The following is a 23,933-nucleotide window of genomic DNA, read 5'->3' as shown; positions in this document are numbered from 1 at the left end:
ACCATTTTCTCTACGATAAGACAAAAAAACAGCAGGAAGGGACGAAAAATCAGTGATTACGATTCGACCGGCAATAGCTGCAGATCAAGCGTTTTGGTTTTCTTTGGATACTCACTTACCAAAGGAAGTCTTCGCCAAAAAGATAATGGAAAAAACTGCTTATGTAATAGTTGCAGACGAACAGCCAGTAGGGTTACTGCGCTACAATTTTTTCTGGGACACGATTCCTTTTTGTACCATGTTAGTGATCGCAGAAGCGCATCAAGGCAAGGGACTTGGGAAACGGTTGGTTACTTATTGGGAACAACAGCAAAAAGCAGCCGGCCATGCTCTTTGTTTGACTTCCACGCAAGTCGACGAGCAGGCACAGCATTTCTATCGCAACCTTGGTTACCAAGATGCCGGTGGGTTACTTTTGACAAGTCCTGGATTTGAACAGCCGATGGAATTATTTCTTATCAAACAGTTGTGATGTTTTTGCTAGCTTGTGGTACATTGATAGGAGAATGAGAAAATAGGAGCGTTTACTATGTCTTTTTTTGGAAAAATCGATTTCAATGAATTATCAGAGACCGATCGTGCGATTTATCATTATATGTCGAGCCAAAGTGATAAGATTCCCTATATGCGGGTCCGTGAGATCGCGCTTGAATCCCACACCTCAGCTTCTTCTGTTATGCGCTTTATCCGTAAATTAGGGTATGAGAGCTTTACAGAATTTCGTACCCAGTTCAAAGCACCTGAGTTAGATGCTGTCAGTTTTTTTAGTAGTATGACCGTTTTGGATCCGGAACGCTTCCCGCGAGACATCGAAGGAAAAATCCGGCGAATCGCTGAACGAATGCTGGAATGTGAGAATATTATTTTTTATGGCATCGGTGCGTCAGGTTCAATGTGTGAATATGCTGCCCGCCGTTTTGCCACGATCGGATTTAACAGTTATGCTTTGGTGGATAATACCTATCCAATCTTTGCGAAGCTGAAACATACGTCAGACAATATGATCGTGGTCCTTTCAATCACCGGAACGACCACCGAGATCATTGAAGTGGTCAATGGCTTTCGTAATAATCCTGACTTCACCACTGTAGCAATCACCAGTGACGCCAACAGCACACTGGGGCGAATGTCCGATTATGTCTTAGACTATTCAGTTGATGTGAAACGCATCAACAAGTATGAAGATTTGACGACGCAAATTCCTTGCCTTTTCTTAGTCGAAGCGTTGTCGGAGACGGTTCGTCAGTTTTCTTTATCCGCAGGGGAATAAGCTACATTTTTCCTTTAATAAATGAAAAAAACAAACAGGTTTAATGGATCAAGAGACTTTTCTTTTGATGACTTTTGGACCTGTTTGTTTTTTTGCATTTTAGCAAGCTAATTACGGTTCAGTCTTGTTGATAGAAAATGAGAGGGACGCCTGACATGAAGCGTCGATTCAAGGTGTCGAGGATTAAAGGAATAACGTAATCTAAGATCACTGAGCTTTTTGTTGTATAAAAGGGAGATGGCAAGTTTCTAAAATAGTTGCAACAATAACATATGAATGAAACGTATGTTTTTTTTATCTTCATGCAGGATATTCATCGATCGAGGAATATCGTGAATTTTATTCTAAGTAGAACATCGATATAATTAGTATGACATGTTTGAAAACCATCGTTTTCGAAATGAACAACTCACAAGGAGGAGGGAGAATGGATATCAACGGTGCATCTATTAGAGGAAGGGCTTTGAAAGTATGTTTGGTCTTATTGTTCGCTTTCGGGTTTACAAGAACGAGTTTTGGCGAGGAGAGACGTTCAACGGAAACGGAGGGGACAGTGGGGTTTACCGGGATTTATGAGCCTTTGGATCAACCAGAACCATCTCCACCAACCGGTCCTGTTCCGCGTCCACCGCAAGACACGGGTAAACCCGGCGGGCAGCTGCCCCAGACAAACTTCATTCAACGGTTGGATTGGGTGATTCTTGGAAGTCTCTTGCTGATCACCGCACTTAACATATACGTAGTAAAACAACTTATCAAAAAAGGGAAATCAACATTCCCTAAGTGGGGCTAGATCCCATGGGGAAAATAAGAGAAATGACATTTAGGAGTGAATGCGATGAACTCATTTTTTCGCAAAAAAAATAAGTGGTTGCTGGTTCTACTTGCCTTACTCCCACTGATTACAACATTAACAATCATGAATGCCGAGACGATTTTTTCGTGGACACCAGAGGAAGAACACGAGGAGAAGGCCGACGATGAAGTGAGTGGAGAAATCTCCTTTGCGGAGGAACTGATCCAAGGCGAGGTCGAGCACGTAATAGATTTTATTTTCTACTCAGAAGTTGCCCTCGAAACGGTGGACATCGCGTTGCCTCAGGAAATAATCATTGATCAGGAAGCTTTGAACGATGAACTGACGGTGGTAGCAACAGACCACGAAGGTGTGTGGCAGCTGAACAGCGAGACCCCACAAACGACTTTTGTCTTACCGATTCTTGTGGATACGATCGGAGAATATGAGATCATCGTTGCCGAGACTGCTACGCAGCGCCTGCTGATCTTAGATCATACGGAGGCCGAAGACACTGATTCGACTGAAGAAGAGAATGACTCTGCGGAAGCAGATCAAGCTGCGGATGCGGAAGCGAGAGAGCCAGAAGCTGATGATAGAAGTGGACAGATGGTCGAAGTGACAATTAACAAAAACAATTTTAGAGAACACTTTGATGTCCAAGGCACTGCTACTTACAATGATGAAACTGGGCTATTAGTACTAACAGAAGATATATCTAGGTCAGTCGGTTATGTTACGTTAAAAGACAGAATTAGTCTGGATCAGCCATTTACGCTTAAAGGTAAAGCCAATATTGGGTCTAAACCACTTGGCGCAGATGGAATGGCATTTGGCTTTCACAATTCTGAGACCTATAGGATAGGTTATGATGGCAATGCGTTTGGAATCGGAGGTTTGAGGGATGCGTTCGCTTTTAAGCTAGACAATAACTATAATGATAGCCGTGGTTCTTTTGGCGAGGATGGTTTTATCGTTGAGAGGGATCCTATAGCTGTCAATGGAGCGCCCTTTGCTGGCTTTATTTATCATAGGACACCATTATTACTGGAAACATATATGGAAGGTGATGCTCCAGCAGCAACTACGGGTGCTAGAAACGGAGCAGATGATCCGATCCTGATTGAATATCAGCCAAATAATGAAGGTCGCTGGTTTAAAGTTACTTATAGAGATATGATATGGGAACGTGACATCAGTGATTGGCAGCCATCAGATATTTCTGCAATGGCATTTATTATATCTGGTAGTACTGGTGCGAGAAGTGATCGCCATACCTTTTATTTTGAAGAGATGAATTATTACATTGGTACCGGAACCGTCCATGTGGATTATCGAGATCGAGAGACAGGGGAGGATATTCTACCAACTGAAACATTAGAACTACCATTACGTTTCCTTCATACCCTTGACCCCAAGAACCGAGAGAGCGATGAACCCTATCAGTTAGGGTATGACTATTACGGGGTTGAGTATGTCACAGAACACTTTGACCCAGGTACATTTGCTATTATGCCGCAGCCTTTCCATCAGAATGTTACTTTTTTATTTGATCGCGTGCCATCGAACATCAAGATCAATCACATAGATGAAGAAGGGGTAGCATTGAGGGAACCAACCTATCAAGGAGAATTCGTAAATGAATCGGTTGATATCTTGCCTTTGACAATTCCTTATTATCAATATCTTTACGAGCGGGACGGTCAGCCGCTGGAAACAAGAGTCACCCGAGATGAACAAGAATACTGGCTGGTTTATGGTTTGGAAAGTACTCCGCAACCAGTAGACCCTCTTGATCCGGATACGCAAGTAAATCCTGAGAATCCGCCTGAGATTGATGCAGAACAAGGGTTTGTCAGCTTGGATTTTGTTTCCCAATTCCAGTTTGGGACAGTTGGCATTCGGTCAGAAACGACGACCTACGATGCCCTGCCGCAGAAACTGCTTCAGCCGGCTGATCCAAATGATAATCTACGGCCTAATTATGTGCAGGTTTCAGATCGGAGGCGGGAAAATTCTGGATGGACCCTCCATGCAACCTTACGAGAGCCTTTTGAAAGTGATGAAGGGCATCAACTGACTGGTGCTAGAATTTTATTAGACAATATCGATGTAGTAACGACTCGAGAAAACGTGTCTGAGCCACCTACTCACAAACAGCAAGCAGCACTGACTGTTGGAAATGCGGAGATAATCGCACAAGCAGGTGCCAACCAAGGCAGAGGCACTTGGGTCCAGCGCTTTGGCGATCGAGAAACAATGGATCAAAGTGTCAAACTTGAGGTGCCAATTAGTGCGATTCCTCAGGCCACGAGATATTCAGCAACCATTCTTTGGGAACTTTCATTTGTTCCTTAACAATAAACAAAAAGAAGCTGCAGCGAATTGCAGCTTCTTTTTGTTAGCATCGGAGAAGACATAATGTCGGATGTATCAGGGGATTTGGTGTTATCCATTATTCATGGTACACCTTGTACCATGATGAAGATTTTTCCTTTTTGCCATGAGTTGCACCAAAGTATGAAGATCGTCTTTTTTTGAAAACGTTTTTAATTATACTGAATGAAAGGAATCGGCAACATGTTGCTTCTGCTAAGAAGGAGCAAATGCCGCAAGTTCGATAAGCAAAAGAAGAGAGCCTAATGATTGGAGAGAATAATAGTGCAAACCGTAAAACTAAAAGAACTGATTGACCAAATGACTGTAGCTGAAAAAGTGGGCCAGTTGGTCCAACTGACGCCAGATTTTTTTGCGCAAGGAGGAGAAATCACCGGTCCGATGCAACAATGGCACATGAGTGAAGACCAATTATTTTCGATTGGTTCTGTGTTGGGCACTCATACTGCGGAACAAGTGTATGCCATCCAAACGTCTTATCTTCAGAAAAGTCGCTTAAAGATTCCTCTTGTTTTTATGGCAGATGTTATCCATGGGTATGAAACGATTTTCCCAATTCCACTGGCCTTAGCATCTTCCTTTGATGCGCAGTTAGTGGAAGAGGTTGCTAAAGCTTCAGCAAAAGAAGCGGCAGAAGCTGGTGTCCATGTCACGTTTTCACCGATGGCGGATCATGTTAAAGACGCGCGCTGGGGGAGGGTCTTGGAAAGTAATGGGGAAGATCCGACCTTATCTGCGGTGTTGACGGCTGCTTATGTACGAGGGTATCAAGGAACTGCTTCCCTTGCAGAAAATAAACAGCGAATTGCTGCTTGTGTCAAACACTTTATCGGCTATGGCGCTGCAGAAGGCGGCCGGGATTACCATACTGTCGATTTGTCTGATCTGGAGCTCTACCAAAATTATCTGCCCGCGTTTCAGGCGGCGATTGAAGCTGGTGCAGAATTGGTCATGACTTCTTTTAATACGATCCATGGTGTGCCGGCCACAGCCAATCAACCATTGTTGCAGGAAGTATTGCGAGAAAAGCTTGGGTTTGATGGCTTGATCATCTCAGATTGGGCAGCGGTGGCGGAATTGATGGCGCATCGTGTAGCTGCTGATCGAAAGGAAGCCGCACAGAAAGCTTTTACTGCAGGTGTCGAAATGGATATGATGAGTGATTGCTATTTGAACGCACTAGAGCAAATCATTCAGGCAGATCCTGCTATGAAAGAGCAGTTGAATAAGGCGGTTTTTCATGTGCTACATTTAAAGAACAAGCTAGGCCTTTTTGAAGACCCTTATAGAGGGTTAGCACCGGAAAACTTAACGCCTAGACTCCTAAAGGAAACCCGTCTTCTTTCACGAGAAGCAGCAAAGCAAACAACGGTTCTTCTGAAAAACCAGGCACTGTTGCCTTTGCAGAAAAAGCAAAAGGTCGCGCTGATCGGTCCCAAAGCAGATTCAAAGGATCTTTTGGGGGCTTGGTCGTGGATCGGCAAACCAGAGGCTGCGGTCTCCTTAGCGGAAGGTCTTTCTCAAAAAGAAATTGACTTAACTGTCTTACCGTACCCTGATGGGGAAATGTTGACGAGCGCCTTTCTTGATGAGGCGTGTAAAGTCGCTAAAGGAGCTGAGGTCGTTTTATTGGCTCTGGGGGAAACCAGCGAGGAAGCGGGAGAAGCGGCAAGTCTGACCAAACTTTCTTTATCAAGAAAGCAAGAAGCATTGATTGAAGCAGTAAGTCAGGTCAATCCTAGGATCGCAACGATTCTTTTCTGTGGCAGACCACTGGTTTTGACCGCCATCGAGCCTCTTTGTCAAGCAATCATGATTGCCTGGTTCCCTGGATCAGAAGGCGGTCATGCATTGGCAGATTTGTTGATGGGCGAATCTGAACCGCAAGGACGTTTAGCTATGAGTTTTCCAAGGGCAGAAGGACAGTTGCCGTTGACTTATGCTCAACTCTCTACAGGTCGGCCACTGACAGAAGAGAATAGTGATCAAAAATATATTTCGCGCTATATGGATGAAAAAAATGAGCCGTTGTTTTCTTTTGGCTCGGGGATAGGCTATAGTAAATGCACGATTACCCACACCCAAATCATTATTCCTCAGGAAAAGGGTGCGCCATTTGAGATCAGTTGCACACTGAAAAATGAGGGCGATGTGCCGCATACAACGACATTGCAACTCTATAGCAGAGACGATGTTACGGAAGTAGCACGACCGATGAGGGAATTGAAACAATGGCAAAAAATCCATCTTGCTGCAGCCGAAGAAAGGCAGCATTCATTCTATGTTACACCAGAGGATTTTGCTTATGTTCATTCCGATTTCTCGACAGAAAGTGATCCTGGTACGATTTCCTTATACCTTGGCTTTGCTGCTGCCTCAGCGAAGTTGATTGGTACGCTCACGATTTAAAAGCCTTTCGAGGCTTTTTTTTTCGGGTACAACTTGTACCAAAGTGGCACAGGTTTCAAGGTGCTGGTACATGCGCCAACTAGTCCTAGAACCATTGTAGGTGAAAACGTTTTTATATATAGTTGGTTTATCGGATGGCCAACCTTAGAGTGGTCGTTGATTTTTTCAGCAAAATAAAAACGTTTTTATTTTTGGGAAGAATCCTTCAGGAGGGGAGAATCATTTGACAAATCGAATCACGATTCGGGAAGTGGCAAAGGAGGCAAACGTGTCGATTGCGACCGTGTCTAAAGCATTAAACGGTGTCGATGTTGTTCGGCCCGCAACGAAAGAACGTGTGATGGCTGCCGCGCAGCGGTTGCATTATGTCCCAAATTTGATGGGCAAACAATTAAAAAACACGAAAACCAAGATGCTTGGTTTTTACACCACCAGCATTAAGGGCCCCTACTTTAGCGTACTAGTTGAAGCCATTGCCAGAGAGGCAGAAAAACATGGGTATGCAGTCAACGTGTTTTTATCTGCAGATAAGCGCGTTGTCCTCAATAGTATTTTAGGTGGTGTTGTTGATGGCATTATTGGATTTGAAGATTTTTTAACGAAGCAGGATTTGGCTGCGATGGAACGAGAACAAATCAAAGCCGTCTTTATCGATCGAAACATTCAAGAGAAGAACTTCGGCAGTGTAGTCTTTGATTCTTTCGAAAAAGGGAAAGCAGCCACCGAGTATCTTTTGTCACTTGGCCACAAAAAAATTGCCTTTATCAGTGGTATTACTGGTGTTTATGATAGTGATGAGCGTTTAAGAGGGTATTTAGAAGCATTAAACGAGGCAGGGGTTTCTAAACGGTCGGACTATCAATTGCAGGGGTTCTTTGAAGAAGAACGAACGAGAGTCCGCGTGCAACAGTTTTTGCTAGAGCAGAAAGATTTACCCACAGCGTTTCTGGCGGGAAATGATCTTAGTGCGATCGGAACGGTCAAGGCGATCCATGAGACCAAGTGGCGGGTGCCGGATGATTTCAGCGTAATTGGCTTTGATGGCATCGATCTCTTGGACTATTTCATGCCTCGGTTGACGACTGTGAAAAATCCAATCCAATTGCAAGGGGTCACGGCAGTAAACCACTTGATCGAAATGATTGAGGAAAATGCATGTGGTGTCTCCTACGTTTTACCAGGAGAATTGAGTATTAATCAATCGACAAAACAAGTAAATGAATAATGAGGGTGAAGCAATGTTTATTGGAATTGATGTTGGAGGAACGGCTATCAAATATGGTGTGATTTTGAGAACGGGTGAAATTGTGAAGAAAGGACAGATGCCAACCATTCATGAAAAAGAAAAATTTTTGCAATCCATCACAGCATTGATCGAATCGCTGCAGCAAGACGCAATGATCGAAGGTGTCGGTATTAGCGCACCGGGCATCATCCAAAAAGATGGCACGATGATCACGGCAGGATCAATCAAACCGCTTTATGGAATCAACCTAAAGTTGGAATTAGAGAAACGTGTCAAGCTGCCAGTCCTTGTTGAAAATGATGCCAATGCTGCAGCGATTGCTGAAAAATGGCTTGGGCATGCACAGGCTTGTGAGAACTATCTTTGTCTTGTTGTGGGAACTGGTATTGGTGGCGGGATCATCGTCAACAATCAGCTCTATCGAGGCAGTCATGGCATGGCAGGTGAATTTGGGTGGATGCTGATCGACACATTGCCTGAACAGGGAAATCTAGAGTCAGTTTCCTTGAATCAACGAGCAGCCATCGTGGGTGGTCTTTGCCATCAGTATCAACTGGCACTTCAGCAACAAGGGCGAAGTGATCTGCCTCAAGATGCAGTCGAGATCTTCCAGAGAGGAGAACAAGGAGAAGTAGTAGCGAACCAAGTGATTGCTCAATTTTTCCAAGATTTATCAGTGGGCTTACTGAATTTGATCAGTACATTTGATCCCGAGCTGATTTTGGTTGGTGGTGGGGTCAGTGAAAATGATGGTTTCATGACAAGGCTTGAAGAGACCATGAGCCAGCTAAAAGCTCGCCATGAAAGTATTGGTTATTTAGAAGGTCGCACGATTGCACCGATTCAACGAGCAAAATTAAAAAATGATGCTGGTATGATTGGTGCGGTCTATCAATTGATGAACCAATAAAGGAAAGCATGTATTTCCTTTGGGTGAAAAAGTAAGCGTTTTAGAAAGGGTGGAAAAATGGAATCAAAAGGTGTCATGCTAAAAGCAACCCCACAGAAAAGGTCATTTTTGCAAAAACTAAAAAGCCAAAGCTTTTATCAAGCGATGGTTTGGCCAGGTATTATCTTGATGATTATTTTTAATTTTATCCCATTGTATGGGATCGTTATCGCGTTTAAAGATTACTCAGTTCTTGATTCGATCGCAAATGCGGAGTGGGTCGGTACTCAATATTTTCAAGAATTTTTTAGTGATTCAATGTTTTGGACGGTGATGAGTAATACATTGGGCATCAGCTTTTTTAAACTACTGATTGGCTTTCCAGCGGCGATTGGTTTAGCGGTATTGATCAATGAAATCGTTCATGTGCGCTTGAAGAAGGTCGTTCAAACGGTGTCTTATTTGCCGCACTTTCTTTCTTGGGTCATCTTAGGTGGCATGTTTATTACGTGGTTGTCTGATACCGGTCTGGTCAATAATCTACTGTTAGGTTTTGGGTTGATCGATGAACCGATCCGCTTCTTGACCGATCCCGAAAAATATTGGGCGATTGCAGTCATTTCCGATATTTGGAAAGAAGTTGGCTGGAATACGATTTTATACATCGCTGCTATGACGGGGATCAATCCAGCTCTTTATGAAGCAGCTAGAATGGATGGCGCCACGAAGTTCCAGCAGATCACGCGGATCACGATTCCTTCGATCCGTCATATTATCGCCTTGACATTTGTTTTGTCAGTGGGGGGGTTATTGGGTTCAAACCTCGATCAGACACTCGTCTTACAAAACCCTGTCAATTATCAGTCCAGTGAAGTCATTAATTCATTTGTCTATAAAATGGGGATCCAACAAGGAGACTTCTCCTATGCGACCGCCGTTGGCCTGTTTGTGTCGGTTGTTTCTTTGATCCTCGTAGTAGGAAGTCATCTTTTGACCAAAAAAATCAGTGATGAATCAGTCTTTTAGAGGAGGAAAAGTATGAAACAAACATTTTCAAAAGATGAGAAGATCTTCAATACCGCCAATGTGATTTTCATGGTATTCTTTTTAGCCATCATTGCGTTGCCATTATGGAATATCGTCGCTTTGTCGTTCAATGATGCAACCGATGCCGCAAGAGGGGGGATCTATTTCTGGCCACGGGAATTTTCACTAGAAAGTTACTACACCGTTTTTGAAGATTCTGCGATCTATAAAGCTTTTGTTATCTCAGTTGCAAAAACAGTGATTGGCGTTGTTTTGCATACGGCATTAACGGCGATGGTCGCCTATGGGATGAGTCGCAGAAACTTAATGGGACGGAAAATCTACATGAACATGGGGATTTTAACGATGTTCGTTTCCGGAGGAATGATCCCAACCTTTCTCTTATTCAAAGAATTAGGGTTGTTAAATAATTTTTGGGTTTACATCATTCCTGTCTTATTTTCTTTTTACGATATGGTGATTTTGATGAATTTTTTCCGGAGCATTCCATTTTCGCTGGAAGAATCTGCCATGATGGATGGCGCGAATCCTTTTATTATTTTCGTGAAAATCATTTTGCCATTGTCCCTTCCAGTTTTGGCAACCATTGCATTATTCCACGGCGTCTTTCAGTGGAACGACTACATGACCGCCAATATCTATGTGGATGATCGTAGTTTATATCCTTTACAAATGCTACTATTTCGGATCGTTTCGGAAAATCTATCGCCCGCAGTGGCGACCGGAACCAATGTTGTCAGAAATACAACTTCACAGTCATTGCAATTAGCAACCATGGTGGTAACGACGGTTCCTGTCGTCGTGATCTACCCATTTTTACAAAAGTACTTTATTCAAGGGATGACTCTTGGATCAGTAAAAGAATAGACAAAAGGAGAGAAAAAAATGAAAGCAAGCAAATTATTTTTAGGGATCGGTCTCGTATGTACATCAGTCATGGTATTAGGTGCCTGTGGTAATTCCAGCAGCGAGTCAAAAGGAGCTGCTGAGGTAGAAGATCTGCCAGAAGCTCGCTTTGAAGCAGACAAAGATACACCAAGCTGGCAAAAAGACACCGACCATGAAGCGACCTTAAAATGGTATGTCAATTTTGATTGGTATGCTCAGCCGGGGTGGGGCAAAGACACTGTGACGCGAAAAATCAAAGAAGACATGAATATCAATGTCGAATTTATTTCAGGAAATGACGAGAACCTTAATACGATGCTAGCTGGTGGCGATCTTCCAGATATCATGACCTTCGATAAAAACCTGTCTGCTGCAAATGAAGCGACAAAATTTGCCTTGCCATTGAATCTTTTGGCAGAAAAATATGACCCTTACTTCTTAGAACATGCAGCGAAACCGGAATCTGTTCAATGGTTTACTTTAGAAGATGGCAACATTTATGGATACCCGAGCTTTTCCACGACTGCACAAGATTATGAGGACGGCAATGTAGTGGGAGACCAAGTTTTCATTGTCCGCAAAGATATTTACGAAGCGTTAGGTGAACCCGATATGTCGACGCCAGAAGGATTTTTAGATGCGTTAAAACGGGCAAAAGAAGCATTTCCGACAGCAGATGATGGTGCAGCTCTAGTCCCATTTGCTTCGACTGCACTAGATATTTCCAATGGTGGGGATGGCGCCTATGGTGGTACTTTGCAAGACTTTCTCAGTATCGCACCAAGTGTAGACGGTCAATTCAATGATCGTGACGCTGATGAGGAGTACATCACTTGGATCGAGACATTTAGAAAAGCGTACAATGAGGGATACATCAACAATGACCAGTTTTCAGACAATGACAACACGATGAAGGAAAAACTAGGACAAGGGCGTTATTTTGCTTACCTGCATACGAATACGAAGGGACTCAATGAGTTTATGTCCGATAATAATGCCCGTAATCCTGAGCAAACCTATATTGCCGTCGATGGTCCGAAAAATTCGAATGGCGATGATTCCACTTTTACTGGCGGAAATATTGGTGGATGGACACAAACCTTCATCACGACGTCGACAAAAGAACCCCAAAAAGCCATGGAACTTTTGACGTATTTAGCAAGTGAGTATGGCACGATGGTCACTACCTTTGGTATCGAAGGGGAAACATACAATCTTGTGGATGGCGTGGTTGAGTACTCAGAAGAAACAGAAGCGTTACGAAATTCTGATATTGCTCGCTTTGATAAGGAAATTGGTTTAGGTTCTTATTGGTTTGTTGGCAATGACAATTACGCCATTCAAATGGGACAAAAACCAGCAACATCGATTCGGCAGATGGTGGAATGGTCGCAAGACAAATTGGCGCCGCGTTTTGAGATCGAAGACATTGATCCTCGCACCGGTTCTGAAGCAAGAAACCTCACTTCCATCAACACAGCAAGAGTGCAAGCGTTGGTCAACTTTATTCAAGCAGACTCGGAAGAAGCGGGCCGTCAGATTTGGGAAGACTACCTAAAAGAACGAGAAAACAATGGATGGTCAGCAATCGTTGATTACCGAAATGAGAAAATCGCTGAAAATATTGAAAAATTAAACTAAAGGTGTGTGAGTGTGATGTTTGCTTTAGAGAGTCGTTTTTATCGTCTTTGCGAAATCGTTTTTCGTATGCTGGTATTGAATCTCTTGTTTTTAGTGGTATCGTTTCCGATCATCACGTTTCCAGCCGCTTTGCGAGCAGTGGTCGATGCTTACGAACATCCTGAAGCAAAACTGCTAAAACCCTTTTTGAAAAATAGCAAAAGCGCGTTATTGAAGACTCTGCCACTAGGGGTCTTCAATCTCTTCTCATTTTTATGCGGACTCAGCTTGTGGCGTTCTGCTACTTTGACGAATTCATTGTTTTTCTCTTTTATGACCATCATTTTTCTTACTTTTTTGTTGTCTTACAACATTAACCTGTATGTGATGCAATCAAAAATGCAAGATCGGCAAAACTTGTTTGACCTTTTTCGTAGTAGTTTTTTCTTTACGATGATGCACTACCATAAAGGGATCGGAATCTTAGTCCTAGCAGCGATCGGCTATTTCTTCACATGGCAATCAGCACCAGGTATCTTCTATCTATTTTGTCTGTCTGGGCCCTTGTATTTCTATCAAAAAGTGTTGCATCTAAAAAGAGTGGATCAATCTTGATTCACTCTTTTTTTGTTGCTTGTAATCGCCACTGGCAAGGAAGTAAACAGGATGAAACACATTCCAATCTTTGAAACGCATTGAATTGAAAACGTTTGCTATTCTATTAGTAACAAATGTTTCCTATAATGAACCTACAAATCAATTACAAAGGAGTTTCCTCAATGAAAGAAAAAGTGATGGATGCGATGCAGAAATTCTCCAAGGCAATGTTTGTGCCCGTTTTGATTTTGCCGATCGCAGGGATATTGATTGCCGTTGGGAATGTGTTTACGAATGTCCGCTTGCTTGAGCAGTTTCCCTTTTTGGATAATCCGATAACCACCGGTTTTGGTAGTATCTTGTCCGCTTCCTTATTACCGATCTTAACCAATTTGGGCATTATTTTTTGTGTCGGGATTGCTCTAGGGTTAGCTAATAAGAAAAAAGCTGAAGCGGGATTTACCGCGTTGTTAGGTTATTTCGTCTTCTTGAATGCCATGAATAAATTCATGGAACTTCGGGGGATGTTGGTTCCAGCCGATGCCCTTCAAGGTTCAGGACAAGCGATCGTTTTAGGAATCCAAGTGTTGGACATGGGGGTCTTTCTGGGTATCATTTTAGGGATCGTCGTAGCATTGATCCATAATCGTTTTATCGATACGACCTTTAACAACGCCTTTCAAGTTTATGGCGGCGCGCGCTTCGTCTTTATTGTTTTGATTCCGGTCGTCGTGTTATTAGCCATCGTTTTCACGTTTATATGGCCAGTAATACAAACTGGCATCGACGGTTTAGGTGGCATCATTCAACAAACGGGCAACTTTGGCATCTTCTTGTACGGTATGTTGGAACGCTTATTGATTCCAACTGGCTTGCATCACTTGATCTACACGCCGTTTTTGTATACTTCATTAGGCGGTGTCGCAGAAGTTGGCGGTCAAGTCTTTGAAGGGGCACGAAACATTTATTTTGCGGAAATTGCTGACCCAGCAGTCCGCGTATTATCGCAAAGTGTCATTTGGGACGCTCGTGGGATCTCAAAAATGTTTGGACTGATCGGTGCCTGTTTGGCGATGTATCAAACGGCAAAACCAGAAAATAAAGTCAAAGTCAAAGCCATTTTGATTCCAGCAGTTGTGACTTCCTTTATTGCAGGTGTGACTGAACCAATCGAATTTTCTTTTATGTTCGTGGCACCTGTTTTGTTCGTCATTCATTCTGCACTTAGCGGCTTGAGCATGGTGGCGTTAAATCTCTTTGGTTCTCGCGCCATCGGACCGAATGGCTTCATCGACTTTCTTTTGTACAACTTGCCCTTAGGGATCGAGAAAACTCGCTGGCCAGTGTACTTGATCGTCGGAGTCGTCTTCTTCTTTCTTTATTACTTCTTGTTCCGCTTTTTGATCACGAAACTGAATTTGAAAACGGTCGGGCGTGAAGAAGATGGGACAGAGACCAAACTGTATTCGAAGAAAGAGTACAAAGAAAAACAACTTGCTGGAGCAGGTGTCGGGGTCATGGCGAGTGACCAAGCCGCCACTAGTCCGACTGGTGATACAAGTATCTCAGCAATCATCACCAAAGCGCTAGGTGGCGATGACAATATCAAAACCATCGACAACTGCTATACCCGCTTACGTTTAAAACTAAAGGATCCTGAACTCGTGGATGAAGCGCTACTAAAAGACGAAACACAAGCCAAAGGCGTGATCAAAAATGGTGAAAATGTCCATGTCGTTTACGGGTTGACCGTGCCGAAAGTGCGGGAAGAATTAGAAAATTATCTTGGAAGAGAAGGAGAGATTGAATGATGAAAAATTTTTCAGTAGTGATCGCAGGGGGCGGCAGTACCTTTACCCCGGGAATCGTTATGATGCTGCTTGATAATCAAGAACGCTTTCCTTTAAGAAAGCTGAAACTATACGACAATGATGAAGCACGCCAAGCGATCCTCGGTGAAGCCCTAGCGATCTTATTAAAAGAACAAGCACCGCAAATCGAATTTTCATTTACGACGGATCCTGAGGAAGCCTTCAGCGATGTCGATTTCTGTATGGCGCATATCCGAGTAGGAAAGTATGATATGCGGGAAAAAGATGAAAAAGTTCCCTTGCGTCATGGCGTCTTTGGTCAAGAAACCTGTGGTCCAGGAGGGATCGCTTATGGGATGCGCAGCATCACTGGTATGCTGGAGATCATTGATTACATGGAAAAGTATTCCCCCGATTGTTGGATGCTGAATTATTCCAATCCGGCTGCAATCGTAGCTGAAGCATGTCGAGTCTTGCGTCCTAAATCAAAAGTTCTGAATATCTGTGACATGCCCGTGGGCACGTTGCGTCGCATGTCGCAAATCATTGGCAAACAGCCAGAGGAGTTAGAAGTTCGCTACTTTGGCTTGAATCATTTTGGCTGGTGGACTAGTGTCAAAGACAAAGAAGGCACGGAGTACATTCAAACCATACGTGACTATGTTGCAGAACATGGCTATTTGACGCAGATCGAAGTGGATACCCAACATACAGACCCAAGTTGGCAAGACACCCACAAAAAAGCCAAAGACCTCTTGGCTCTCACACCAGAATATCTGCCAAATACGTACTTGAAGTATTATTTATACCCAGATTACGTCTACGAACACATGAAAGAACACCCAGAGTATACGCGTTCCAATGAAGTGATGGAAGGACGGGAAAGACGAGTGTTCGATCATGCCAAAAAGATCACTGCACAAGGATCTGCTGAAGGGATCGCTTTTGAGATTGATGCCCATGCAACCTTTATCGTTGATTTGGCACGCGCCATCGCTTTTAATACGCATGAGCGAATGGTCATGATTGTGGAAAACAACGGCGCGATTGCGAACTTCCCGGATGATGCCATGGTGGAAGTGCCATGTATCGTCGGTTCTGATGGACCAGAAGCCCTCGCTCAAGGAAAAATTCCTGCCTTCCAACAAGCGCTCATGTTCCAACAGGTGACTGTGGAAAAATTAGTGGTCGAAGCATATGTGGAAAAGAGCTATCAAAAAATGTGGCAAGCGTTAAGCCTTTCCAAAACGATTCCTAGCGCAAAAGTAGCCAAAGAGTTACTCGATGATTTGGTCTCGGAAAATGGTGATTACTGGCCAGGATTGTCTTGATTTGTTTCACATTTGCGAAACATTTTCTGATGGGGTAACTGGAAAGAGGAAGATTCTCCAAGAATCTTTCTTTTTTTGATTTTTGCTGTGGAAGAATACTTCTCTGAAGAAAATCATCACTAAACGTCTTCTCAACAAAACGATCAGACAGGTATGCTAGAATATGCCACTAACTATGGTAGAATAAAGCTAATTGAATCAGATGAGAGGGAGCAATGCGATGTTTTTAGGGATTGATATCGGCACAACAGCCATAAAATTTGGGGTTATTGAAGATCGGAAAATCATTTACTCACAGTCATTACCAATCAAAACCCATAGCCATGGGTTAAAACAGACCCAATCAGCGACCCAGATCAGTAGCCAATTAATCAGTGGTGTCACAACGATTCCCGCTCAATTAAAAGCGGCAATCACAGTGATCGGGTTCAGTACCGCTATGCACAGTTTGATGCCAGTGGCTGGTGAGACAGCAGAAGAGATTTACATTTGGTCAGACAATCAAGCGAATCAAACGATGACGGCCTTTCGTCAAACGGATCTGGCGGCAACGTTTTATGAAGAGACAGGGACACCGATCCATGCGATGTCTCCCTTTGCGAAACTGGCTTATTTTCAAACAAGTGGTTCATATTCCAAAGAGACGAAATGGTTAGGCTTAAAAGAACTAGCAATGGCGTTGTTTACCGGACAAGCACGGATCGATTATAGTACCGCATCAGCGACCGGTCTTTTTTCTTTGAGAGAAAAGCAATGGAGTCAAAAGATTCTCAACTATTTATCCCTTTCAAAAGCCCAATTAGCGCCTTTATGTGCACCGACTGATCGTTTTTTGATTACCAAGGAGATGGCGCAGCGGTGTGGCTTGAAGCCTGAGGTAGAAGTGATGTGTGGGGCTAGCGATGGGTGTTTGGCAGCATATGCTGGCTATATTTCTACAGGGATCCGCAACAGCTTGACGATCGGAACCAGTGCGGCGGTTCGTAAAGTAAGTGAGACCACGGTCTTTGATCGCCAAAAACAAAATTTTTGCTACTATCTGCAAGAAGACCTCTATGTCGTAGGGGCACCTTCGAATAATGGCGGTTGTGTGCTTGCTTGGGCAAAAGAGACCTTATCAGAAGATCCTGATGGGTTTTATCATTATCTGCCGCAAGTCATGGAGGAATCACCGATCGGCAGCAACGGTTTACGTTTTTTCCCCTATTTAAATGGCGAGCGGGCACCCTTTTGGACGAATGAAATCACAGGTGGCTTTTCTGGCTTGACCCTGAAACACAATCGCTCAGATATGTTGCGGGCAGTCCTCGAAGGCATGCTGATGAACATCGATTTATTAAAGCAAATGGCGCAGTTGGAAGGGGCAGTCACTGTAAGTGGTGGTTTCTTTCAAACAAAACTATTAGGTCAAATGACCGCGGATGTGTTGGGGCTAACCTGTTATCTTTCCGATGAAAATGAACCGATATTCGGCTTGTATGATTTGTACAAAAGCTCTGTTGTGCGGCAAGATCAGCCAGATGAAAAATTTGTTCCTGATCCGCAGAACCACGCGCTTTATCAAGAACTGGCAAAAACGTATTTTCATGCATAAGCAAAAACCAGCAATCCACTAGGGTTGCTGGTTTTCTTTTTCAACACACGTGAAAGCGTCGACGATATATTCCATCAATAAGAGCAGTTTGCCAAAGAAACTGGTGTACTGGATGTTTTGGGTGTCGTAGGGACGTTCATCTGTCACTTCAAAGGAAAAGGTCGCTAGTTGATTGGCGCGATGCTCACCGTTCCCACAAAACAAAACAGTTGGTATGTGATGTTCATTGGCTAATGCCATCTTTTCCAGCACTTTTTGTGTTTCGCCAGATTTAGAGATAGTAATCAACATACTTATGTTCTCGATGTTGTTACTAATGATCCCACCTGAGTCAGAAGCACTGACTAATAAGGTTTTGATGCCGTTGACAAGCATTTTTTTGTGTAGGTATTCTGCCACGATCCCCGAAAAACCTGTGGCATAAATCGTAATAAACTTGTTCTTGTTTTGTCCATAGATTTCTTTGATCGCTTCGATCGTATCTGCAATACTGGCAGCGTCAATTTGGTAATCGATGGCGGCTTCAGTGATCGTCTGATTTTTCAAGCGATTCTTTAAGAAGTAAAGCAGCTCTAGATAGCCAGAAAAACCTAGTTTTTGCGCAAGCCGCACGATGGTTGCTGGGGAAGTGTAGATCGTTTTAGCGATTTCTCTTAAGGGCAGTCCATCGATCGCAGCGGTATTTGCAAGCAAATAATCAAGAATTTGCAGCTCATTGTCAGTCAATTTTTTTCCTTTGATCAATACATTTAAGTCCATTGTTCGGCACTCCTTTGTCTTGTCTTCATCATACAATGAATAACGACAGAAAGTAAAATAGGAATCGCGTCATGCTGATATATAGGAAAAAAGATTGTGCATTTCCTAAAAAGATATTATAATTTCTTATATAGAAAATAAAGGTGGAGAAATGATGACACAAAAACCATATGGAACCGTACTACTAAAAGCAGCAACCATTTTAGATTACCTCGCAGAAGCGCCAAGTAAACCATTGCAAGAAATTTCAGAAGCAACGAAACTGACCCCATCCACAGCTTTGAAAATATTGGAAACGCTACAAATGATCGGCTATGTCAAACGCGACAAAGAGAAGAATTATCGCTTAGGGTCTAAGCTGATCAAGTATGCCAATCAAAACATTCAAGAGCTTGATTTAGTGGAAATCAGCTTGCCATACTTGGAAGCATTGCAGAAAACGGCGGATGAAACGATCCACTTAGGGGTCTTGACCGCCAATGAGATTCTTTATGTCAATAAATTGGAGCCTCAGAATCAAACGATCCGCATGTCTTCAAAAGTAGGAATCACAAGACCGTTGTATAGCTCTGCCATGGGGAAAGCCGTTTTAGCGGAGTTTGATGCCCCTCAAGTAGAGGAGTACTTGGCAGCAACGCCTTTAACCGCTTATACCGAAAATACCATTACAAATCAGTTGAAGTTGAAGAAAGAATTGGAACAGGCAAAAGCGAACCAAGTAGCCTTTGATGATGAAGAAATGGAACAAGAAATCTATTGCATCGGCGCCTCACTGATAAAAGATCAGGAGATCGTTGGGGCGTTTTCTATCAGCCTACCGAAATACCGCTTGACCCCAGAATACAAAACGACATTGATCGATGCGATTATTGCGACAAAACAACAAATTGAACAAGCGTTATAAACTTTTTAATGGAAAGCCCTTGCAAATAAAAACGAGAACGGTATAATGAACGTGTAAGTTTCTTTATAATAAATACCATTTTCCAAATAGGAAATAAGTGGAGGGTCTTAATGAAAAAAGTAGCGAATTTAATGAAACTAAAGGAAAGCGGTGTGATCGCTGTTGTACGTGGCGCTTCAAAAGAAGAAGCACTACAAGCAAGTAAAGCGATCGTTGCAGGGGGGATCACCGGCATTGAGTTGACTTTTACAGTGCCTCAAGCGGCGGATGTAATCGCTGAATTAGTAGCAACCTTCAAAGAGAATCCAGAGGTAGTTGTTGGTGCGGGGACCGTTCTTGATGCAGTGACCGCCCGCTTAGCGATCATGGCAGGAGCAGAATATGTCGTCAGCCCAACCTTTGATCAAGAAACGGCTGAATTATGTAATTTATATCAAATCCCGTATCTGCCTGGTTGCATGACCATTTCAGAAATGAAGGACGCCTTAAAAGCAGGCGCAGATATCATTAAACTATTCCCGGGTAGTGCGTATGGACCAAGTATCATCTCGGCCTTCAAAGCGCCATTGCCACAATTAAACATTATGCCGACCGGTGGTGTCAGCTTAGACAACATGCAAGAATGGTTTGCAGCGGGTGTTGTAGCCGTTGGTGTAGGGGGGAATTTGTTAGCGCCAGCAGCAAGTGGGGATTTTGACAAAGTAACAGAAGTAGCGAAACAATATGCGGCAAAATTAAAAGAGATTCGAGGAAAGTAAGATGGCAAACATTCTGACACTAGGAGAAATCATGTTGCGTCTATCGACAACGTTAGGCGACCGAATCGCCCATAGTTCGACGTTTGCTGCCCATTATGGTGGCGGGGAAGCCAATGTTGCGATTTCCTTGGCAAATTTTGGTCATCACGTTTCTTTTGCTAGTAAAGTGCCGGAAAATGCTTTAGGAGATGCCGTTTTTCATCATTTACGAAGCTATGGCGTCGATTGTCGTCACTTGCTTCGTGGCGGTTCCCGACTAGGTACTTACTATATTGAAACCGGTATCGGGGAACGAGCAGCGCGAGTGGTTTATGATCGCGCAGGCTCTAGCTTTGCTCAAATGAAAGAAAATGAGTGGCAATATGACCTTTTTGATGGGGTTGACATTGTTCACCTTTCAGGGATCACACCAGCTCTTTCAACGACTTGGCAGACACTTTTGCTGACGTTGATCAAAGAAGCGAAAGCAGCTGGTTGTAAAATCAGTTTCGATATCAATTATCGTGGAAAGCTGTGGACGACCGCTGAAGCGCGCGACTTTTTGCAAAAAGTGCTCCCCTATGTCGATTATTGCTCGGCAGGACAGTTAGATGCCCAAGTCTTTATGGATGTAGCAGCTCCAACAGAGGAAGTCGAAGATGACTACTATTATCAAGAAATGCATCGGAAATACCCAAATATCCAGCTCTTTTATTCAACTAGTCGTCAGGTGCTCTCAGCAAGTCACAATCAATTGACAGGAAGCCTATGGCATAACGGCAATTATGTCGTTTCTGCTACCCATGAGATCAATCCAATCGTTGATCGCGTCGGAGGTGGCGATGCCTTTTCAGCTGGTATCCTACATGGTCTTGTCACGAAGAAACAAGACCAAGAAATCATTGATTTTGCAACTGCCGCATCTGCTTTGAAACATACGATCCATGGCGACTGTAATCAGTTTAGCGCCAATGAGATACAAGAATTTATTGCAACAGGTTCAGGAAAAATTATCCGATAGGAGGAATAAAACATGCAACACATGGAAACACGCTATACCCATAGTCCACTTGATATTCGTCACTATAGTACCGAGGAATTACGCAGAGAATTTTTGGTAGAAAAAATTTTCACACCAGGACAAATCATGCTGACCTATACCCACAATGATCGGATGATCTTTGGCGGAGTGACACCGACAGAAGAAGCGTTAGAAGTGCAATTAAGCAGCGAATTAGGGGTGGAATACTTCTTAGAACGTCGCGAATTAGGCGTCATCAATATTGGAGGACCTGGTGCGATCACGATCGATGGCCAAAAAGAACCAATGAAAAAACAAGACGGCTACTATATCGGCAAGGAAACCAAACAAGTCTTGTTCCACTCTGATGATCCAGCAAATCCAGCGAAATTCTATCTATCTTGCGTGCCAGCACATAAGAAATACCCAAATGTAAAAATCAGTATCGATCAAGTCACACCAATGGAGACAGGCGAGGGCTTGACATTAAACGAACGGAAAATTTATCAATACATTCACCCAAATGTTTGTGAAAGCTGTCAATTACAAATGGGGTACACGATCTTAGAACCAGGCAGTGCTTGGAATACGATGCCAAGTCATACCCATGAACGTCGGATGGAAGCATATGTGTATTTTGATTTTGCCAACGAAGACACAAAAGTGTTCCATATGATGGGCAAACCAGATGAAACGAAGCATTTAGTCGTTAGTGAAGAACAAGCAGTTATTTCTCCAAGCTGGTCGATCCATTCGGGGGTTGGAACCAGTAACTACTCCTTTATCTGGGCAATGTGTGGCGAAAATATCACCTATACCGACATGGATATGGTGGCAATGGACGACTTAAAATAAAAAGAAAGAGGGTTTATCAATTATGGATTTTTCAATGGATCAATTTCGTTTAGATGGTAAGATCGCATTAGTGACAGGCGCTGTCTATGGGATCGGTTTTACGATCGCTCGTTCATTAGCAGCAGCAGGAGCAACGATCGTTTTTAACAACTTGGATCAAGAATCAGTGGATAAAGGATTAGCAAACTATCGTGAAGCAGGGATCGAAGCCCACGGCTATGTCTGTGATGTAACGGATGAAAAAGCAGTCAACGAAATGGTCAAGCAGATCGAAGAAGAAGTTGGCGTGATTGATATCTTAGTCAATAATGCTGGGATCATCAAACGAATCCCGATGTTGGAGATGTCTGCTGAAGACTTCCGCCAAGTCGTTGACGTGGACTTGAACGCTCCATTTATCGTTTCAAAAGCAGTCTTACCGTCAATGATCAAAAAAGGACATGGAAAAATCATTAACATTTGCTCAATGATGAGTGAATTGGGAAGAGAAACGGTGGCTGGTTACGCAGCGGCTAAAGGCGGCTTGAAAATGTTGACGAAAAACATTTGTGCCGAATTTGGTTCAGCAAACATCCAATGTAATGGGATCGGACCTGGTTATATTGCAACACCGCAAACTGCACCATTACGAGAGATCCAACCAGACGGTTCTCGTCACCCCTTTGATCAATTTATCGTAGCGAAAACACCTGCTGCCCGTTGGGGTGAGCCAGAAGATTTAGCAGGACCAACGGTTTTCTTAGCTTCTGAGGCATCAAACTTTGTCAATGGCCATGTCTTATATGTAGATGGCGGTATCTTGGCGTATATCGGGAAACAACCTGAATAAAACAATCAATAGTAAGGATGGGGACGATTGCAATCGTTCCCATTTTTATGGTACAACACCCAAGAAATGCAAGTTTTTAAAAGGTAGCTTGGCGATAAATGGGTTGAAGCAAAGGAATGGCAAACAAATCTTTTAAAAAGAAGGAAAAGCAAAACGCTGTGAAGGAAAATGTTCTTCGCAGCGTTTTGCTTGAGTAGCTCTTTTTCAAATCAGGTAGCGTATTTATGTTAGGGGAAGATTCAACACGAACAATGAGTTTCAATCTAACAAAACTTGTTGTGCAAGCGGTAATGGAGCATTTGTCAAACATTTGGCAACTAATTTGGCGACGGCTGTAGCACCTTGGTTATTCAAATGCGTGTTATCCGTAATGCCGGCTGGATAATTGGGGTGCTGGTTTTTTTCTAAATGAAGAAAATAGGTTTTCGCCTGTTGTGGTTCCAGCGCTGAAAAGAACCGTTGTGTTGCGGCAAAAAGATCCAGACAGACCACATCCAAGGAGGTAGCCAAAGCACGCATTGCTTCTGGGTAAGGACCGACTGCCAAAGGATCAAGTTGTTGTTGTTCCACGTAATGCAAACGAGTGATCGAGGTCAATAGGATCGGTGTCGCTTGCTGCTGGCGTGCCGTTTGCACGTAGGTTGCTAAATTATGCTGATATTCAACAGGTGTCGTGCCGCGACTATCTGTTTTTTGATCATTGTGTCCAAATTGAATCAAGAGATAATCACCAGCATGTAGTTCTTTTTCTGCCTGCAACAAGCGTCCTTCTTCAATGAAGCTCTTGGAGGAACGCCCATTTTTGCCAAGTTGACGATTTGATGCTGGGGGAGATACCGTGAGATTTTTTCTCCCCAGCCCGTTTCTGGACGAGCGCTAGGCTCTTTGATCGATGCGGTGGAATCACCGACGATGACGATTTTTACCATTTGC

At 43.3% G+C, this 23,933-nt stretch carries 20 protein-coding genes and 1 pseudogene; 19 read left to right on the top strand and 2 right to left on the bottom strand.

What is annotated here, in order from left to right; translation table 11 throughout:
- Window positions 1-52: 52 nt before the first annotated feature.
- From IGI89_RS14895 to IGI89_RS14830, 14 genes are all read left to right on the top strand, one after another.
- Window positions 53-472, top strand: coding sequence for a GNAT family N-acetyltransferase (locus tag IGI89_RS14895; protein ID WP_005236549.1), 420 nt, complete (start codon window positions 53-55; stop codon window positions 470-472).
- A gap of 57 nt (window positions 473-529) precedes the next feature.
- Window positions 530-1,270 (top strand): MurR/RpiR family transcriptional regulator, encoded by a 741-nt coding sequence (locus tag IGI89_RS14890; protein ID WP_005236546.1) that lies wholly within the window; start codon window positions 530-532, stop codon window positions 1,268-1,270.
- A 427-nt stretch (window positions 1,271-1,697) separates the two neighbouring features.
- Complete coding sequence (locus IGI89_RS14885) at window positions 1,698-2,063, top strand: hypothetical protein (RefSeq protein WP_008381556.1); 366 nt, start codon at window positions 1,698-1,700, stop codon at window positions 2,061-2,063.
- A 45-nt stretch (window positions 2,064-2,108) separates the two neighbouring features.
- Window positions 2,109-4,424 carry a lectin-like domain-containing protein gene (locus tag IGI89_RS14880; RefSeq protein ID WP_438735803.1) on the top strand — a complete coding sequence of 772 codons (2,316 nt, stop codon included), beginning with the start codon at window positions 2,109-2,111 and terminating at the stop codon, window positions 4,422-4,424.
- Between the two features lie 303 nt (window positions 4,425-4,727).
- Window positions 4,728-6,872: a glycoside hydrolase family 3 N-terminal domain-containing protein gene (locus IGI89_RS14875; RefSeq protein WP_438735802.1), complete on the top strand. Its 2,145-nt coding sequence runs from the start codon at window positions 4,728-4,730 to the stop codon at window positions 6,870-6,872.
- 223 nt (window positions 6,873-7,095) lie between these two features.
- Window positions 7,096-8,097, top strand: a complete 1,002-nt coding sequence (locus IGI89_RS14870; protein WP_008381553.1) for a LacI family DNA-binding transcriptional regulator — start codon at window positions 7,096-7,098, stop codon at window positions 8,095-8,097.
- A 13-nt stretch (window positions 8,098-8,110) separates the two neighbouring features.
- Complete coding sequence (locus IGI89_RS14865; RefSeq protein ID WP_008381552.1) at window positions 8,111-9,028, top strand: ROK family protein; 918 nt, start codon at window positions 8,111-8,113, stop codon at window positions 9,026-9,028.
- 57 nt (window positions 9,029-9,085) lie between these two features.
- A complete protein-coding gene (locus IGI89_RS14860; RefSeq protein WP_005236531.1) occupies window positions 9,086-10,033 on the top strand; it encodes an ABC transporter permease in 948 nt (315 codons plus the stop codon).
- Between the two features lie 12 nt (window positions 10,034-10,045).
- Complete coding sequence (locus IGI89_RS14855; RefSeq protein ID WP_005236529.1) at window positions 10,046-10,921, top strand: carbohydrate ABC transporter permease; 876 nt, start codon at window positions 10,046-10,048, stop codon at window positions 10,919-10,921.
- Window positions 10,922-10,939: 18 nt separating this feature from the next.
- A complete protein-coding gene (locus tag IGI89_RS14850; protein ID WP_005236527.1) occupies window positions 10,940-12,583 on the top strand; it encodes a hypothetical protein in 1,644 nt (547 codons plus the stop codon).
- 15 nt (window positions 12,584-12,598) lie between these two features.
- Window positions 12,599-13,177, top strand: coding sequence for a hypothetical protein (locus IGI89_RS14845; protein ID WP_438735801.1), 579 nt, complete (start codon window positions 12,599-12,601; stop codon window positions 13,175-13,177).
- 164 nt (window positions 13,178-13,341) lie between these two features.
- On the top strand, window positions 13,342-14,970 hold the full coding sequence (locus IGI89_RS14840) for a PTS transporter subunit EIIC (protein ID WP_438735800.1): 1,629 nt from the start codon (window positions 13,342-13,344) through the stop codon (window positions 14,968-14,970).
- Window positions 14,970-16,301, top strand: coding sequence for a 6-phospho-alpha-glucosidase (locus tag IGI89_RS14835; protein ID WP_086338716.1), 1,332 nt, complete (start codon window positions 14,970-14,972; stop codon window positions 16,299-16,301). Before IGI89_RS14840 ends, IGI89_RS14835 begins: the two co-directional genes overlap by 1 nt.
- A 220-nt stretch (window positions 16,302-16,521) precedes the next feature.
- On the top strand, window positions 16,522-17,895 hold the full coding sequence (locus tag IGI89_RS14830; protein WP_438735799.1) for a gluconokinase: 1,374 nt from the start codon (window positions 16,522-16,524) through the stop codon (window positions 17,893-17,895).
- A gap of 18 nt (window positions 17,896-17,913) precedes the next feature.
- Here IGI89_RS14830 and IGI89_RS14825 read toward each other — a convergent pair whose 3' ends face one another.
- Window positions 17,914-18,654, bottom strand: coding sequence for a MurR/RpiR family transcriptional regulator (locus IGI89_RS14825; protein ID WP_008381545.1), 741 nt, complete (start codon window positions 18,652-18,654; stop codon window positions 17,914-17,916).
- Between the two features lie 151 nt (window positions 18,655-18,805).
- On the opposite strand from IGI89_RS14825, the gene IGI89_RS14820 reads away from it, so the two are divergent.
- The 5 genes from IGI89_RS14820 (at window position 18,806) to IGI89_RS14800 (ending at window position 23,000) form a co-directional block, all read left to right on the top strand.
- Window positions 18,806-19,558: an IclR family transcriptional regulator gene (locus tag IGI89_RS14820; RefSeq protein ID WP_016621204.1), complete on the top strand. Its 753-nt coding sequence runs from the start codon at window positions 18,806-18,808 to the stop codon at window positions 19,556-19,558.
- Window positions 19,559-19,668: 110 nt separating this feature from the next.
- Window positions 19,669-20,316: a bifunctional 4-hydroxy-2-oxoglutarate aldolase/2-dehydro-3-deoxy-phosphogluconate aldolase gene (locus tag IGI89_RS14815; RefSeq protein WP_016621203.1), complete on the top strand. Its 648-nt coding sequence runs from the start codon at window positions 19,669-19,671 to the stop codon at window positions 20,314-20,316.
- Between the two features lies 1 nt (window position 20,317).
- A complete protein-coding gene (locus tag IGI89_RS14810; RefSeq protein WP_438735798.1) occupies window positions 20,318-21,316 on the top strand; it encodes a PfkB family carbohydrate kinase in 999 nt (332 codons plus the stop codon).
- 12 nt (window positions 21,317-21,328) lie between these two features.
- Window positions 21,329-22,171, top strand: coding sequence for a 5-dehydro-4-deoxy-D-glucuronate isomerase (gene kduI, locus IGI89_RS14805; RefSeq protein ID WP_005229915.1), 843 nt, complete (start codon window positions 21,329-21,331; stop codon window positions 22,169-22,171).
- Window positions 22,172-22,193: 22 nt separating this feature from the next.
- On the top strand, window positions 22,194-23,000 hold the full coding sequence (locus tag IGI89_RS14800; RefSeq protein WP_005229917.1) for a gluconate 5-dehydrogenase: 807 nt from the start codon (window positions 22,194-22,196) through the stop codon (window positions 22,998-23,000).
- Window positions 23,001-23,258: 258 nt separating this feature from the next.
- Here IGI89_RS14800 and IGI89_RS14795 read toward each other — a convergent pair.
- Window positions 23,259-23,929, bottom strand: a pseudogene (locus IGI89_RS14795) (rhamnogalacturonan acetylesterase).
- Window positions 23,930-23,933 lie beyond the last annotated feature (4 nt).

The organism is Enterococcus sp. AZ141 (assembly GCF_051714385.1).
Taxonomy (GTDB): Bacteria; Bacillota; Bacilli; order Lactobacillales; family Enterococcaceae; genus Enterococcus_D; species Enterococcus_D entomosocium.
The sequence above is the reverse complement of the archived record's forward strand: the minus strand, read 5'-3'. Positions and strand labels throughout refer to the sequence as shown.

Coding starts and splice junctions, on each gene's coding strand:
- IGI89_RS14890 (WP_005236546.1), top strand. CDS start 530: ATGTCTTTTTTTGGAAAAATCGATTTCAATGAATTATCAGAGACCGAT.
- IGI89_RS14885 (WP_008381556.1), top strand. CDS start 1,698: ATGGATATCAACGGTGCATCTATTAGAGGAAGGGCTTTGAAAGTATGT.
- IGI89_RS14880 (WP_438735803.1), top strand. CDS start 2,109: ATGAACTCATTTTTTCGCAAAAAAAATAAGTGGTTGCTGGTTCTACTT.
- IGI89_RS14865 (WP_008381552.1), top strand. CDS start 8,111: ATGTTTATTGGAATTGATGTTGGAGGAACGGCTATCAAATATGGTGTG.
- IGI89_RS14860 (WP_005236531.1), top strand. CDS start 9,086: ATGGAATCAAAAGGTGTCATGCTAAAAGCAACCCCACAGAAAAGGTCA.
- IGI89_RS14855 (WP_005236529.1), top strand. CDS start 10,046: ATGAAACAAACATTTTCAAAAGATGAGAAGATCTTCAATACCGCCAAT.
- IGI89_RS14850 (WP_005236527.1), top strand. CDS start 10,940: ATGAAAGCAAGCAAATTATTTTTAGGGATCGGTCTCGTATGTACATCA.
- IGI89_RS14845 (WP_438735801.1), top strand. CDS start 12,599: ATGTTTGCTTTAGAGAGTCGTTTTTATCGTCTTTGCGAAATCGTTTTT.
- IGI89_RS14840 (WP_438735800.1), top strand. CDS start 13,342: ATGAAAGAAAAAGTGATGGATGCGATGCAGAAATTCTCCAAGGCAATG.
- IGI89_RS14835 (WP_086338716.1), top strand. CDS start 14,970: ATGAAAAATTTTTCAGTAGTGATCGCAGGGGGCGGCAGTACCTTTACC.
- IGI89_RS14830 (WP_438735799.1), top strand. CDS start 16,522: ATGTTTTTAGGGATTGATATCGGCACAACAGCCATAAAATTTGGGGTT.
- IGI89_RS14825 (WP_008381545.1), bottom strand. CDS start 18,654: ATGGACTTAAATGTATTGATCAAAGGAAAAAAATTGACTGACAATGAG.
- IGI89_RS14820 (WP_016621204.1), top strand. CDS start 18,806: ATGATGACACAAAAACCATATGGAACCGTACTACTAAAAGCAGCAACC.
- IGI89_RS14815 (WP_016621203.1), top strand. CDS start 19,669: ATGAAAAAAGTAGCGAATTTAATGAAACTAAAGGAAAGCGGTGTGATC.
- IGI89_RS14810 (WP_438735798.1), top strand. CDS start 20,318: ATGGCAAACATTCTGACACTAGGAGAAATCATGTTGCGTCTATCGACA.
- kduI (WP_005229915.1), top strand. CDS start 21,329: ATGCAACACATGGAAACACGCTATACCCATAGTCCACTTGATATTCGT.
- IGI89_RS14800 (WP_005229917.1), top strand. CDS start 22,194: ATGGATTTTTCAATGGATCAATTTCGTTTAGATGGTAAGATCGCATTA.